Consider the following 15,052-nt stretch of genomic DNA (forward strand, 5'->3'; position numbering starts at 1 on the left):
CGAGCGGCTAAGGCATCGGGCCAAGTTCGGAGGGAACATATGTCAACGCCAACGGCAGTGGCGCTGGAAGATGCCAAGGTTGCGTTCCGGCTCGGGGACGGGCGGGTCTATACGGCGGTGGAGAAGGCGCATCTTGCGGTCGCGCAAGGCGAGTTCGTCGCCATTGTCGGGCCCACGGGCTGTGGGAAGTCCACGCTGCTCAACGTCGCGGCCGGGCTGCTGAAGCCGGCCGCGGGCAGCGTCAGGATATTCGACCGGCCACTCGCCGGGCTGAACCGGGATGCCGGCTACCTGTTCCAGGCCGACGCGCTGTTCCCGTGGAAGACCGCGCTCGACAATGTCGCGATCGGGCTGGAGATCAAGGGCACGCCGCGCGCCGAGGCACTGCCGCGCGCGCAGAAATGGCTGACCTCCGTCGGCCTTGGCGCGTTCGCGGGTCGCTATCCGCACATGCTCTCGGGCGGCCAGCGCAAGCGCGTGGCGCTGGCGCAGGTGCTGATCCGCGATCCAAAAATCCTCTTGATGGACGAGCCGTTCGGGCCGCTGGATGCACAGACCCGCCAGGTGATGGGCAATCTGCTGCTCGATCTCTGGAATGCCGACCGCAAGGCCGTGCTGTTCGTCACCCATGATCTCGAAGAGGCGATCGCGCTCGCCGACCGCGTCGTGATCATGTCGGCGGGGCCATCCTCGCGCATCATCGGCGACTGGCGCGTGAGCCTGCCGCGCCCGCGCGACATCTTCGAGGTGCGGCTGGACAAGGAGTTCCACGCGCTCCACCGCGAAATCTGGAGCGTGCTCAAGGACGAGGTGATGAAGGGCTACGCGCAATCCACCCAAGCGGCGGAGGCGGTCTGATGTCGCGTCCGACGCTGTTCGCGCTCCAAGTCCTGGTCGCGGTCGTCTGCATCGTGCTGTGGCAAGTGCTGTCGACCGTCCCCGTGTTCGGCAAGATCCTGCTGCCGCCGTTCTTCTTCTCCAACCCGCTCGACGTCTTCAGCCAGATCGTGAAATGGTTCGCCTCCGGCGTGATCTGGAAGCATCTCGGCATCACGCTGGCGGAATCGATCCTGGCCTTCGTGATCGGATCGGCCGGTGGTGTGCTGGTCGGCTTCTGGTTCGCGCGCCAGCCGCTGGTCGCAGCTGTATTCGACCCCTATGTCAAGATGGTCAACGCGCTGCCCCGCGTGGTGCTGGCGCCGATCTTCGCGCTGTGGCTGGGGCTCGGCATCTGGTCCAAGGTCGCGCTCGGCGTGACCCTGGTGTTCTTCATCGTGTTCTTCAACGTCTATCAGGGCGTCAAGGAAGTCAGCCGCACCGTGCTCGACAATGGCCGCATGCTCGGCATGAGCGAGCGGCAGCTGATGCGGCACGTCTATTGGCCGTCGGCGCTGTCCTGGATGTTCTCCTCGCTGCACACCTCGGTCGGCTTTGCCGTGGTCGGCGCGGTCGTCGGCGAATATCTGGGTTCGGCGGCGGGCCTTGGCTATCTCATTCAGCAGGCCGAGGGCGTGTTCGACGTCGCCGGCGTGTTCGCCGGCATGTTCGTGCTGTCGGCCTTCGTCATCCTGATCGACTATGGGGTCACGCTGGTGGAGCGGCGCCTGTTGGTGTGGCGGCCGACCGCATCGGATGGGCGGGGCTAGGCGCGAGGCGGGACCCGCGTATCGGCGCGGGCCCCCGGTCGCGAAGCCTCAATCCAGCAGCTTGGTGTCGTCGGGCGCCTGGGGCGGCGTCTTGATTGCGATCGCCTTGACCTGTCCGCTGATCGGCTTGGTGCCGCCATGCGGCGTGCCCTTCGGAATGATGACGAGGTCGCCCGGCTTCACCGTGACCTCCTTGTCGCCGAGCCAGATCGTGCCGGTGCCATCGAGAATGTACTGGATCTCGTTGGTGTTGGGATGCATGTGCTTGGGCACATTGCCGACCTGGATCGAGATCGTGGCGCCGTCGGCACTCGCGAACATTTTTGAGCGGTAGCCGACATTGTTGGCGGCCCCGAGCGCATCGCCTTCCATCTCTCCGGTGTGGATGATCTGCGCGGTGATGTTCTCGGCGGCGAGCGCCGGCCGGAGCAGCTGGTTCGCGCCGCATCCGGCGGCAAAGGCGGCGGCGATCGACAGCCCGATTGCAAGGCGATTCATGGATGATCCTCCCCATCACGAGTTTGTTGTTGTACCCGCATGCTATTGCGCCAAAAGGCCGATGGCCAGTGCCTTAGGCCACGCTTCTCAAGCCCGTCCCGCTGCTCTATGGTGCCGCCGGCCGAACGGAGGAAACCAATGAAGAACACGATTGCCAGGCTCGCCGCGGCACTGCTCGCACTGACGCTCACCACCGGATTTGCCGCGGCGCAAAGCAAGGTCACCATCGCGGTCGGCGGCGGCTCCTGCCTGTGCTATTTGCCGACGGTGCTGGCCAAGCAGCTCGGCGAATACGACAAGGCCGGCCTCGATGTCGAGCTGGTCGACCTCAAGGGCGGCTCGGACGCGCTCAAGGCCGTGCTCGGCGGCAGTGCCGACGTCGTGTCCGGCTATTTCGACCATTGCGTCAATCTGGCTGCCAAGAAGCAGGAGCTCCAGGCTTTCGTGGTCTATGACCGCTATCCCGGCCTCGTGCTCGTGGTGGCGCCCTCGCGCACCAACGATATCAAGTCGGTCAAGGATCTCGCCGGCAAGAAGGTCGGGGTCAGCGCGCCCGGCTCCTCCACCGACTTCTTCCTGAAGTACATGCTCAAGAAGAACGGCATCGATCCGACCAGCGCCGCCGTGATCGGCGTCGGCCTCGGCGCCACCGCGGTCGCCGCGATGGAGCAGGGCCAGATCGACGCGGCCGTGATGCTCGACCCCTCCGTCACCGTGCTCCAGGGCAGCCACAAGGATCTGCGCATCCTGTCCGACACCCGCACGCAGAAGGACACGCTCGAGACCTTCGGTGGCGAATATCCCGGCGGCGCGCTGTACTCGACCGCGGCCTGGGTTGCCAAGCACGAGAAGGAGACCCAGGCGCTCACCAACGCGATCCTCGCCACGCTCGCCTGGATCCATTCGCATTCGCCTGAGGAGATCATGGCGAAGATGCCGGAGGAGACGGTCGGCAAGAACAAGGATCTCTATCTCGCCGCACTGAAGAACACGATCCCGATGTTCTCTGAAACCGGCAAGATGGACCCGAAGGGCGCGGACGCCGTGCTCGCGGTGTTCAGCGTCGGCTCGCCCGAGGTGGCCAACGCCAAGATCGACGTCAGCAAGACCTTCACCAACAGGTACGTCGAGCAGGCCAAGAAGACCACGGGGAACGCCAAATAGCTGACGCGAAGGCGTGATAGTCGCCCCCTCATGACGTCACCGATCATTCATCGCGTCACGACGCTTGCTCTTGCCGTGCGGCCGATCGTCTGGCCGTTCGCCGAGGAGCGTCGCGACGAGATCGCAGCGCATTTCGCCGAGAAGCAGCGCGAACGGCCGAAGATCTGGAACGGCCGCGTCCTGCTCGGGTGCGATCCCGTGTTCACGGGCGGCCATTTCGCCTCGACCTATTTCGAGACCGATTTCGCAAGCTTCCTTGCCTGGCGCGACTGGGGCTTTCCCGGCGCGCCCGTGTTCAACGGGTTTGGCATGGGCGCGCTGCGCACGTCCGACGGCGCCTTCCTGATGGGCGAGATGGCGCAGCACACCGCGAACGCGGGCCGCATCTATTTCCCCTCGGGGACGCCCGATCTCGACGATGTCAGGGATGGGACGCTGGACATTTCCGGCAGCGTCGTGCGCGAAATTCAGGAAGAGACCGGCTTGACGGCGGCGGACTATGAGGCCGAGCCGGACTGGTATTGCGTCGTCAGCGGCCCCGCGATTGCGATGATGCAGGTGCTCAACCTCGATATGCCCGGCGACGAGGCTCGCGCCCGGATCGAAGCCAATCTCGCCCGTGAGGACGAGCCTGAATTGTCGGCCATTCATCTCGTGCGCGGGATGGGTGATCTCACGCCGACCATGCCGCGATTTGTCACGGCCTTTATCGAGCAGCAGTTCGCCTCGCGCTGATGCGCGAGGCTTGACATCCCTGCGCTCTGCCCATGTGATGGGGGCAACCAAAAGCAAGACGAATGCATTGCACAATCGTCCAGGGAGGTTTTGATGCGCCTGCGCATGGCTGCCCGATTGGTACGTGGGCTGGTGATCGCGATATCCGCGACGAGCCTGGCGGTGGCCGCCCAGGCTCAGGACAAGAAGATCAAGATCGGCGTCGTTTTTGATTTGACCGGACCTCTGGCCGGCGGCGGTTCCGAACTCGGCTATATCGGCGCAAAGATCATCCTCGACCATTTCGCCAGGACGGGCGTCGAAGGCTACAAGATCGAGGCGGTCTATGCCGATGCGCAGAGCAAGCCCGACATCGCCATCAATGAATCCGTCCGCCTGCTCGAGCAGGAGAAGGTCGACATGGTGCTTGGCTTCTTCTCCTCGGCGCAGTGCGTGCCGGTGGCCGCTCGCGTCGAGCAGCTCAAGAAGTTCATGTGGATGACGACCTGCATCTCGTCCGCCGTGTTCAACGAGAAGGGCTACAAATACGTTTTCCGCCCACAGGCCAGCGGCGACCAGTTCGGCATGATGACGATGGACTTCATCGCGCAGAACGCCAAGGCGAAGTTCGACAAGGAGCCAAAGGACCTGCGCGTCGCCATCATCCACGAGGACGGCGCCTATGGCGTCGACGTCTCGAAGGGCAACGAAGCAGGCGCGAAGAAAGCCGGCTTCAACGTCGTGATGAAGGAGGGCTATTCGGCGACCGCGCCCGATCTCTCCGCGCTGGTGACCAAGCTGAAGCGCGCCAAGCCCGACGTGATCTTCCACACCGGCTACAACCCTGACATCACGCTGCTGCTCCGCCAGGCCCGCGAGCAGGGCCTGAAGTTCGGCGCGCTGATGGGGCATGGCGCGGGTTACGGCGTCTATGAGAAGTTGAAGGAAGGCATGGGGGCGGATGCCACCTACATCTTCAACACCGACCCGATCTCGATCTGGCTCGCCAACCAGAAGTCCATGGATCCGAAGCTTCCGCCCGTGATCAAGATGGTCGGCGAGGAGTTCGACAAGATCAGGCCCGGGGTTGCCATCCGCTCCGCCCATGTCGGCATCGGCGCGTCCAATACTTACGTGTTCATGGCCGACGTGCTGCCGCGCGCGATCAAGAGGTACGGCGGCGTCGATCCCGAGGCGCTGCGCAAGGCGGCGCTCGACACCGACATCCCCGAAGGCGGCACCATGCTCGGCTTCGGCGTGAAGTTCTACGGCGAGGGCAGCCCCATGGCCGGGCAGAACGAGCGCTCGTTCCCCGTCGTGATCCAGTACATCGACGACAAATCCTCCGTGGTGTGGCCGAAGAGCCAGGCGCAGCGCGAAGCCGTGCTGCCGCTGCCGAAAGGCACCACCTACAGCAACCAATAGCGGCGGAGTGCTCTGGTGCTGGAGGTCAGTGGGCTGGTGAAGCGGTTCGGCGGCTTCACCGCCGTCAACAACGTGTCGTTTCGGGTTGATCAGGGCGAGATCCTCGGCCTGATCGGCCCCAACGGTTCGGGCAAGAGCACGATCTTCAACATGCTCTCCGGCACGCTGGCGCCGACATCGGGCTCGATCGTGTTCGGCGGCTCCGAGATCGCGGGCCTCGCCCCGCACCGGATCATCAACAGCGGCGTCGGCCGCACCTTCCAGATTCCGCGGCCGTTCCGCCGCCTGACCATCTTCGAGAACGTCGCGCTCGCCGGCTTTTACGGCCAGGGCCGCCACAGCCGCGTCAAGGCCGAGGAAGCGGCCGAACGGTCACTCGCGATGGTCGGCCTGCCGACCGATCGCCATGCCAGCGTCGACGGTCTCGGCGCAGCGGGGTTGAAGAAGCTCGAGCTTGCGAAAGCGCTCGCCACGGCGCCGAAGCTGCTGCTGGCCGACGAGAGCCTCGGCGGTCTCGACGAAACCGAGATGGATCAGGCCGCCGACATGTTGCGCAACATCCGCGACGAGCTCGGCATCACCATCATCTGGGTCGAGCACATCATGGGCGTGCTGATGCGCGTCGTCGATCGCGTCATGGTGCTCGATCACGGCGAGAAGATCTCGGAAGGCTTGCCGAGCGCGGTCGCGGGCGATCCGCGCGTGATCGAGGTCTATCTCGGCACCGATGCCGAGACCACGCAGGCCGCGGCCGCCGAAGCGCGCCGCCGCGCGGGAGGCTAGGCATGCTGGAGCTCCGCGCCGTCAATGCCGGCTATGGCACGTTCCAGGCGCTGTTCGATGTCAATCTCGACGTGAAGGCCGGCGAAGCCGTCGGCGTCATCGGCCCCAATGGCGCCGGCAAGACCACCCTGATGCGTGTCATCTCCGGCCTGATCCGGCCCTCGCGCGGGTCGATCCGGATGGAGGGGACCGACGTCGTGGCAACGCCGCCGCACAAGATCGTCAGCCTCGGCATTGCGCATGTGCCGGAGAACCGGCGACTGTTTCCGCAGCTCTCGGTCGACGACAATCTCAAGATGGGGGCCTTCATGAAGGAGGCGCGCAGCCACTATGCCGATCGGCTCGAAGTGGTGTTCGGCCTGTTTCCGCGCCTGAAGGAACGGCGCCACCAGATGGCGGGCACCATGTCCGGCGGCGAGCAGCAGATGTGCGCGATCGGCCGCGCGCTGATGTCCAATCCAAAGATGCTGCTGCTCGACGAGCCCTCGGCGGGGTTGGCGCCGGTCGTGGTGCAGCAGGTGTTCGAGCTGGTGAAGCGGATCCGCGCCAGCGGGCTGACCGTGCTGATCGTGGAGCAGAACGTGCAGCAGGTGCTGAAAGTGGTCGATCGCGCCTATCTGATCGAGGCGGGCACCATCCGGGCATCCGGCACGTCCGCCGAGATGCTGGCGAGCGACACGGTCAAGGAAGCGTATCTCGGGGTGTGAGGGGGCATGCAGGCATTCTTGGACATCTTCGACATCTACCTGCTGGAGGCCGTGATCAACGGCATCCTGCTCGGCGGCGTGCTGGCGCTGCTCGCGCTCGGGCTGAACCTGATCTTCGGCGTCATCGACGTGACCTGGATCTGCTATGCCGAGCTGGTGATGATCGGCATGTACGCCATGTATTTCATGGTGCAGTATTACGGCGTCAGCTATTTCGTCGCCGCCCCCTTCACCATCCTGCTGGTCGCGATCCTCGGCGCGGCCCTGCATTACCTCGTGATCGCGCCGCTGCTGACCGCGCCGCCGATCAACCAGCTGCTTGCCACCGGCGGCGTGCTGTTCGTGCTGCAGAGCTTTGCCACGGTCGCCTTCGGCATCGACTTCCGCAATCTCGGCATCCGCCTGCCGGTGCTCGCCCTCGGCGACATGAACTTTAGTTACGCGCGACTCCTGTCATTTTTGGCGGCGCTGGTCGGCATGGTCGCGGTCTATCTGTTCATGACCCGCACCTTCACCGGCACCGCGATCCGCGCCATCTCCCAGGACCGGCAGATCATGGCGCTGATGGGCGTCGACACCAAGCGGATCTATCTCATCACCTCTGCAATCGGCGGCGGGTTGGCCGGGCTCGCCGCCTGCCTCCTGGTGCTGCAATATGACGTGCATCCCTTCGTCGGCCTCTCCTTCGGGCCGATCACCTTTCTGATCTGCGTGCTCGGTGGACTCGGCAATTTCATCGGCGGCTTCATCGCAGCCTTCGTGTTCGCCGAGATCATCTCGCTCGGCGGCCTGTTCTCCGATCTGGAATGGGGCTATGTGCTCGCCTTCGCCTTCTTCATCGTCATGATGTTCATCCGGCCCGCGGGCCTGCTCGCGAGGCGCCGATGATGGGGCAAGGGATGATCGAGCAACGGCGGCTTGCAGCATGGGGGATTGGGCTGGCGGCGCTGGTCGCGCTGCCCTTCGTCTATCGCGATCCCTATCATCTGCACATCCTGGTGCTGATCCTGATCTGGTCGTTCGCTTATACGTCGTGGTCGATGATGGGGCGGTTCGGCCTCGTCTCGCTCGGCCATGGCGGCTTCATGGGGATCGGCGCCTATGTCACCGCGCTGCTCTGGAACCACCTCGGCGTGTCGCCCTGGATCGGCATTCCCGTCAGCATGGTCGCGGCCGGCGCACTGGCGCTGATCGTCGGCTACCCGTGCTTCCGCTTCCGCATCACCGGACACTATTTCGTTCTGGTGACGCTGGCGCTGTCAGGCATCGTGCTCCAGGTCATCACGGCGACGCGCGACTACACCGGCGGCTCGCTCGGATACACGCCGAATCGTACCTCGGGCAACAAGCTGCTGGCACTGCAGTTCGACGACAAGATCACCTGGTATCTGATTGCGCTCGGGGTCTGGCTGTTCGGCATCGTGGTCTGGCACTGGGTCGACCGCAGCATGAGCCGCTACGCGCTGGAGGCGATCTCGGAGGACGAGGACGCAGCGGCCGCCGCCGGCGTCGACGTCACCGCGGAGAAGCTGAAGATCACGCTGCTCAGTGCCCTGATGACGGCGCTTGCGGGCGCGATCTACTGCCAGTACCAGATGTTCATCACGCCCGACACCGTCAGCGGCATCGCGGTATCGCTCCAGATGGTGTTCGCAGCCATCGTCGGCGGCCTGTTCGTCTCGCTCGGCCCGACCTTCGGCGCCGTGATCACCATCCTGCTGGCGGAAACCCTTCGCATCGGCTTCGGCACCAAGGCGGTCGGCTGGGACAACCTCGTCTATGGCGTGCTGCTGGTCCTTTTCATCATATTCCTTCCCAAGGGCATCCTTGGTAGCGTGCTCGACCGATTGAAGCCGCAACGCAAGGTGCCCCGCGCTCATGAGCAAGAAGCCGTCCAAATCGCTCGCCCAGGAACTTGACCGCTACATCACGCCGTTCCGCTACGACGGCTCGGGCAAGTTTCATCTCAAGGCGCACAAGACCGACGAGAAAGGCGATCTCGACAAGGAGAAGGCGCTGGCGATTCTCGACGCCAACAAGAAGCGGCTGATCGGGTTTCAGGAGAAGCTCTATGCCCAGGACCGCTGGTCGCTGCTGATCGTGTTCCAGGCCATGGACGCCGGCGGCAAGGACAGCGCCATCAAGGCGATCTTCGAGGGCATCAATCCGCAGGGATGCGAGGTCCATGCCTTCAAGGCGCCGAGCAGCAAGGAGCTCGACCACGATTTCCTCTGGCGCCACGCGATCGCGCTGCCCGAGCGTGGCCATATCGGCATCTTCAACCGCTCCCATTACGAGGAATGCCTGGTGACGCGCGTGCACCCGGAGATCCTCGCCAAGGAGAAGCTGCCGCAAAAGCTCGTCACCAAGAACATCTGGAAGGAGCGGTTCGAGGACATCTCGGCGTTCGAGCGCTACCTCTGCCGTAACGGCACCGTGGTGCTGAAGTTCTTCCTCAACGTGTCCAAGGACGAGCAGCGCGAGCGCTTCCTCGATCGGCTGGAGGATCCGGCCAAGCAGTGGAAGTTCTCCATGGACGACATCAAGGAGCGCGCGCTGTGGCCGCGCTACCAGGCGGTCTATCAGGACATCGTCCGGCACACCTCGACGCCTCATGCGCCGTGGTACGTCGTGCCCGCGGACCACAAATGGTTCGCGCGCGTCGTGATCGGCTCGGTGATCAATGCCGCGCTCGAAAAGCTCGACCTGCGTTTCCCCCGCGCCGACAAGGCCTCGGTGACCGAGTTCGAGCAAGTGCGCAAGGCCTTGGAGAAAGAGGGGACGGGAGGCAAGAAGAAAGCAAAGTGACAGCCAATCGGACCGCCGACCGCAAGACCGTCAATTTCGCGCTCCAGGGCGGCGGCGCGCACGGCGCCTTCGTCTGGGGCGTGCTCGACCAGGTGCTCGAAGACGGCAGGCTCGCGATCGAGGCGGTCAGCGCGACCAGTGCCGGTGCCATGAATGCGGTGGCGATGGCTTCCGGCATGGCGCACGGGGGTGCGGAGGCCGCGCGGGAGAGCCTGCACGCATTCTGGTACGAAGTGTCTCGCATGGACATGGCGTACGATTTGATGTCGCCGCTGAACCAGTGGATCCAGGCCCTGAAGCTGCCGCCGGAATATCATCCGGTTCACGCCGTCATCCACACGTTGACGCACACGCTGCCGCCGGGTCTGCTCAATCCCTTTCATTTCAATCCGCTCCGGTCGCTCTTGCAGCGCGTCGTCGATTTCGACCGGCTCAATTCCTCGCCCGAGGCGCCGCAACTGTTCCTCAACGCGACCAACGTCCGCACCGGCAAGATCAAGGTATTTCAGAGCCCGCATCTCACCGCGGAGACCGTACTGGCCTCGGCCTGCCTGCCGCCCTATTTCCAGGCCGTCGAGATCGACGGCGAGCATTATTGGGACGGCGGCTATCTCGGCAATCCCGCGATCTATCCGCTGATCTACCGCAAGGGCAGCCACGACGTCGTCATCGTGCAGGTCACGGCGATCCGGCGCGACGAGCTGCCGACGAGCGCGGCCGACGTCCTCCATCGCATCAACGAGATCAGCTTCAATTCGTCCCTGATGCGCGAGATGCGCGCGATCGCCTTCGCCACACGGCTGATCGATGATGGCGAGCTCGACAGCGGCAAGCACAGCCGCATGTACATGCACTGGATCGGCAACGACCAGCTGATGTCGCAGCTCGGCACGGCCACGCAATTCCATCCCGAATGGGGCCTGTTGTGCCGCCTGCGCGACGAGGGCCGTTCGGCGGCGCGAAGCTGGCTGGCGCGCAACTTCGACCGGGTCGGGATGGCCTCGACGGTGGACCTGGCCGACATGTTTCTCTAGGCCGCAGACAAAAACTACGAAAACGACCCCATGCACAGTAGCCGGGCGCAGCGGAATCAATGGCTTGCCGGCGGGTGTCATATGAATGCTGCTTTTGCGAAATCGAGTTGACGCGGCGGGGCAAAACAGGGACTTGATGTCACCATGCCTATCCAGGGAACCGGCACATTCAAATGTGATCCCTCACATCATTGATCCCGCTTGACAGTGTTGTGGCACAGGAGGACCATGCCGATGGTCGCAACAAGCGACGCGCAACGTCCACCTCATGAGCAAGGGGAGGTCTATGACTCCACCTCCGCAAATCCAGCCGCGTTAAGTGCGATGGAGCTCGTTCGGACTATCGCATAGCGGCGGAAAACCGCGAACGGCACGCCGGGTCAAGGTTTAGCGGGCTGCATCAGTGAGGCATAGCCCCTACCTTCCCGGCGCTGTATTTTGCATCACATCGATCGTGTCCGGATGGCCGTGACGAGGCCGGCCGCGACAGGTGGTTTTGACATCCTGCCTTTCTCCTCCACCTTCCTCCTTGCCGTCATTCCGGGCCGCCTCCCGGAATGACGGAGGGTGTTGCTTGGCAGGTCGGCCGGCCCGAGCGCGCGCCTCAGGATGGCCGCAGCGCAATTGCCAGGCAACTGACCTGCGCCGATGTTGCGGTTCCCGATCTTCGCATTGCGGCAAATGCCAAGAGAATGTCGCCTCAAAGGCCTACTTCCGACACAGGCCCCGGGCGAATAGCTGCGATCCGACATGACGCATGTGCTTCGGCGGTGACGGTCCCGACGCCGCCGGCTCATTCATTTTTTCCAGGGAATCCTCGTGTCGCATAAGCTTGCCCCGGCGGTCCTCGCCGCTCTCTTCCTCGCGATCTTCTCTGTCTCCGGTGTCCGCGCCGACACGCCTCGGCCGGCGACGAATAACGCTGCCGCACTGTCGCCCGACGAAGCCAGGCGCGCGCTGGAGACGCTCCAGGACGACAAGAAGCGCGCGCAGATGATCGATACGCTGCGCGCGATCGCGAGTGCGTCCGGTCAGCAGCAGCCTGCGCCGCCCGCGCCCGAGCAGAAGTCGCCGATCCCGCTCTCGGCCGACGGCCTCGGGGCGCAGCTGCTGCTCTCGGTGTCGGAGGAGATCGGCGAAATTTCGAGCGAGATCGCCAGCGTGGCGCGGACGCTCACGCATTTCCCGGCCTTCTACTACTGGATCGTGCGGACCGCGAACGATCCGGCGGCCTATAATCTCCTGATCGAGATCGCCTGGAAGCTCGCGCTGGTGCTCGGTTGCGCGCTCGCGGCCGAATGGGTGATCTTCCGCCTGATCCGCCGTCCGGTTGCGTTCCTGGAGGGACGCGTGCCCCAGACCGCGCGCCTGCCGGCGCAAGCGCTGCCCATCGCCGATCCGCCGTCATCGGTGACGGATGTCATCGCCGAACCGGAGCTGCACAAGCGCCGCCACAGCCTGGCGCGGGTCTGGCAGGTCATGCTGCGACTGCCTTTCGTGCTGGGGCGCTTCGTCCTTGAACTGCTTCCCGTGGTCCTCTTTGTGGGCGTTGCCACGGCGCTGCTCGGCACCGAGATCGGCGAGCCCACGACGGTTCGCCTCGTGATCCTCGCCGTCGTCAACGCCTACGCATTCTCGCGCGGGCTCATCTGCCTGGTTCGGGCGCTGGCGGGGCCGTTCGGCCTGTTTCCGGTGCGCGCCGAGACCGCGGCCTATATCGAGATCTGGGCGCGCCGCATCGTCGGCGTCGGCGTCTCCGGCATCGCCTTTGCCAATGTGGCGCTGCTGCTCGGTCTGCATCGTGCCGGTTATGCCGCGCTGCTCCGCATGGTGATGCTGGTCGTTCACCTCTTCATCGTCGTCATCATCCTGCAATGTCGCCGGCAGGTCGCCGAGGCCATCCGTGCGCCGGCCGAGCGGCAGGGCATCGCGGCCCGCCTGCGCGACCGCATCGCCGGCGGCTGGCATTATCTCGCCATCGCACTGGATCTTGCGCTGTGGGCGGTGTGGGCGCTCAACATCCGCAACGGCTATTCGCTGCTGCTGCAATATTTCGTCGGCACCATCGTGGTCGCGGTGATCACGCGCGTCGCCATCATGCTGACGCTGAGCCTGATCGACCGCGGCTTCCGCATCAGGCCAGAGATCCTGCAGCGCTTTCCGGGCCTCGAGATCCGCGCCAACCGCTATCTGCCGCTGCTGCGCCGGATCGTCTCCAGCGTGATCGTCTTCATCGGCTTCGTGGCCGTGCTCGAGGTCTGGGGTGTGGACGCCATCGTCTGGTTCTATGGCGGCCAGATCGGCAGCCGGCTGATCTCGGCCGTGGTGACGATCGGCGTCGCCGTCCTGATCGCGGCGGCGACCTGGGAAGCCAGCAACGCACTCTTAGACCGCCAGATCAACACGCTGTCGCGGGACGGGCACTACGCCCGTGCCGCGCGGTTGCGCACCTTCCAGCCGATGCTGCGCACCGCGCTGCTGTGCCTGATCGCCACCGTCGTCGGACTCACCGCGCTGAGCGAGATCGGCGTCAACGTCGCGCCGCTTTTGGCGGGCGCCGGCATCGTCGGCATCGCCATCGGCTTCGGCTCGCAGAAGCTGGTGCAGGACCTCATCACCGGGCTGTTCCTGCTGCTGGAGAACACGGTCCAGGTCGGCGACAATGTCAGCGTGTCGGGGCTGTCTGGCGTGGTCGAGAACGTCTCGATCCGCACCATCCGTCTGCGCGCCGGCGACGGCGCCGTGCACATCGTGCCGTTCAGCGCGGTCACGACCATCACCAATGCCAGCCGCGGCGCCGGCAACGCCTCGGTCAGCGTCAACGTCGCCTACAAGGAAGACACCGACCGCGCCGGCCAGATCCTCAAGGACATCGTCGACGAGATGCGCCGCGAACCGGAATTCCGCCCGCTGATCCGCGGCGACCTCGATCTGTGGGGCATCGACAAGGTCGACGGCGCGATGGTGTCGATCGTCGGCCAGATCCGCTGCACCGAGGCCGGGCGCTGGCCGGTCCAGCGCGAATTCAACCGCCGCATGAAGCTGCGCTTCCAGCAGAACGGCATCGACGTCGCATCCGCCACCCAGACCATCTTGATGCACGTCGTGCCGCCGCTAGATGGCGCGGCCAATCTGACGCCGCGGCGGGCGGCCGGATAGTCGCTCGGTCGAAATTTCCGGCTTGCCTCCGCGCACCCGGCAGCGTTCACTCGGCCTCCAGCCCGCTGCCGACATGCGGGCGATGAAAATGGGTGGGTGGAATGCTACGAGGGCTATGGGCCGCCTTGCGCGGTCACGTGATCGTCTTGTGCGCCGTGGTCGGATGTGGGACGTGGATTGCACCGGGCCATGCCCAGCCGTTTCCCTCACGCCCCACCACCCTCATCGTACCGTTCGCCGCGGGCGGTCCGACCGACACGCTGGCGCGGATCCTGTCCGAGCGGATCGCCGCCGAGCTACGCACCACGGTCGTGGTCGAGAACGTGGCCGGCGCTTCCGGCAGCATCGCCGGTGCGCGCGTGGCGCGTGCGGCCCCTGATGGCACCACCATCACCATCGGCCATTGGGGCACCCATGTGCTGAACGGGGCGATCTTCAAGCTGCCCTATGACGTGGTCGCCGATTTCGAGCCGGTCGCGATGATCGCGATGGGAACGCAGCTCATCGTCGGCAGGAAGTCACTCGAGGCGAACAACCTGAAAGAGATGATCGCCTGGCTGAAGGCCAACCCCGGCAAGGCCACCGCCGGGACGGCCGGGGCCGGCACGGGCGCGCATGTCGCCGGCGTCTTCTTCAAGGACAAGACCGGCACCGACTTCCAGTTCGTGCCCTATCGCGGCGCAGGACCTGCGATGATCGATCTCGTGGCCGGCCAGATCGACATCATGTTCGACCAGGCCTCGAACTCGCTGCCGCACGTCAAGAGCGGTGCGATCAAGGCCTTCGCTGTGACCTCGCCGACGCGGCTCGCATCTGCGCCCGATGTGCCGACCGTCGACGAAGCGGGCCTGCCGGGTCTCTACATCTCCTACTGGCACGGCATCTGGGCACCGAAAGCCACGCCGAAGGACATCGTCACGAAACTCAACGCGGCGATCGTCGCCGTGCTCGCCGAGCCCGCCGTCAAGCAGCGCTTTGCCGAACTGGGGCAGGAGATTCCGCTACCGGCGCAGCAGACGCCCGCAGCGCTTGCGGCGTTCCAGAAGGCCGAGACCGAGAAATGGTGGCCGATCGTGAAGGCTGCCGATATCAAGCCGGAATAGCCGCGGCGTTA

General features: G+C 64.9%; 14 protein-coding genes. 13 read left to right on the forward strand and 1 reads right to left on the reverse strand.

The features are described from left to right. Positions 1-39: 39 nt before the first annotated feature. Both XI04_RS12600 and XI04_RS12605 read left to right on the forward strand, forming a co-directional pair. On the forward strand, positions 40-858 hold the full coding sequence (locus XI04_RS12600; protein ID WP_038947611.1) for an ABC transporter ATP-binding protein: 819 nt from the start codon (positions 40-42) through the stop codon (positions 856-858). Next, the gene (locus tag XI04_RS12605) at positions 858-1,646 is read left to right on the forward strand and encodes an ABC transporter permease (RefSeq protein WP_038947610.1); all 789 of its coding nucleotides are present in this window, start codon (positions 858-860) and stop codon (positions 1,644-1,646) included. The genes XI04_RS12600 and XI04_RS12605 overlap by 1 nt, the downstream gene beginning before the upstream one ends. 48 nt (positions 1,647-1,694) lie before the next feature. On the opposite strand, the gene XI04_RS12610 is transcribed toward XI04_RS12605, so the two are convergent. Further along, positions 1,695-2,144 carry a cupin domain-containing protein gene (locus XI04_RS12610; protein ID WP_028145436.1) on the reverse strand — a complete coding sequence of 150 codons (450 nt, stop codon included), beginning with the start codon at positions 2,142-2,144 and terminating at the stop codon, positions 1,695-1,697. A 138-nt stretch (positions 2,145-2,282) separates the two neighbouring features. Here XI04_RS12610 and XI04_RS12615 point away from each other — a divergent pair, with 138 nt between their 5' ends. From XI04_RS12615 to XI04_RS12665, 11 genes are all read left to right on the forward strand, one after another. Beyond that, positions 2,283-3,308, forward strand: a complete 1,026-nt coding sequence (locus XI04_RS12615; RefSeq protein WP_038947609.1) for an ABC transporter substrate-binding protein — start codon at positions 2,283-2,285, stop codon at positions 3,306-3,308. Positions 3,309-3,338: 30 nt separating this feature from the next. Continuing rightward, positions 3,339-4,043, forward strand: a complete 705-nt coding sequence (locus tag XI04_RS12620) for an NUDIX hydrolase (protein WP_271610248.1) — start codon at positions 3,339-3,341, stop codon at positions 4,041-4,043. A 93-nt stretch (positions 4,044-4,136) separates the two neighbouring features. Beyond that, on the forward strand, positions 4,137-5,447 hold the full coding sequence (locus XI04_RS12625) for an ABC transporter substrate-binding protein (RefSeq protein ID WP_212428999.1): 1,311 nt from the start codon (positions 4,137-4,139) through the stop codon (positions 5,445-5,447). Between the two features lie 15 nt (positions 5,448-5,462). Continuing rightward, a complete protein-coding gene (locus XI04_RS12630; RefSeq protein WP_028145432.1) occupies positions 5,463-6,230 on the forward strand; it encodes an ABC transporter ATP-binding protein in 768 nt (255 codons plus the stop codon). A gap of 2 nt (positions 6,231-6,232) precedes the next feature. Further along, positions 6,233-6,937, forward strand: coding sequence for an ABC transporter ATP-binding protein (locus tag XI04_RS12635; protein ID WP_028145431.1), 705 nt, complete (start codon positions 6,233-6,235; stop codon positions 6,935-6,937). Positions 6,938-6,943: 6 nt separating this feature from the next. After that, positions 6,944-7,825, forward strand: coding sequence for a branched-chain amino acid ABC transporter permease (locus XI04_RS12640; RefSeq protein ID WP_028145430.1), 882 nt, complete (start codon positions 6,944-6,946; stop codon positions 7,823-7,825). A gap of 11 nt (positions 7,826-7,836) precedes the next feature. After that, positions 7,837-8,856: a branched-chain amino acid ABC transporter permease gene (locus XI04_RS12645; RefSeq protein WP_370093429.1), complete on the forward strand. Its 1,020-nt coding sequence runs from the start codon at positions 7,837-7,839 to the stop codon at positions 8,854-8,856. Beyond that, positions 8,816-9,745, forward strand: a complete 930-nt coding sequence (locus XI04_RS12650) for a polyphosphate kinase 2 family protein (RefSeq protein WP_028145428.1) — start codon at positions 8,816-8,818, stop codon at positions 9,743-9,745. The genes XI04_RS12645 and XI04_RS12650 overlap by 41 nt, the downstream gene beginning before the upstream one ends. After that, positions 9,742-10,779 (forward strand): patatin-like phospholipase family protein, encoded by a 1,038-nt coding sequence (locus XI04_RS12655; RefSeq protein ID WP_028145427.1) that lies wholly within the window; start codon positions 9,742-9,744, stop codon positions 10,777-10,779. Before XI04_RS12650 ends, XI04_RS12655 begins: the two co-directional genes overlap by 4 nt. A gap of 819 nt (positions 10,780-11,598) precedes the next feature. Next, entirely contained in the window at positions 11,599-13,938 is a 2,340-nt protein-coding gene (locus XI04_RS12660) for a mechanosensitive ion channel domain-containing protein (RefSeq protein ID WP_028145426.1), read from the forward strand. Between the two features lie 101 nt (positions 13,939-14,039). Continuing rightward, positions 14,040-15,041 carry a tripartite tricarboxylate transporter substrate-binding protein gene (locus XI04_RS12665; protein WP_271610247.1) on the forward strand — a complete coding sequence of 334 codons (1,002 nt, stop codon included), beginning with the start codon at positions 14,040-14,042 and terminating at the stop codon, positions 15,039-15,041. Positions 15,042-15,052 lie beyond the last annotated feature (11 nt).

Origin of the sequence: Bradyrhizobium sp. CCBAU 11430, assembly GCF_028128855.1 — a bacterium.
Lineage (GTDB): Bacteria > Pseudomonadota > Alphaproteobacteria > Rhizobiales > Xanthobacteraceae > Bradyrhizobium > Bradyrhizobium ottawaense.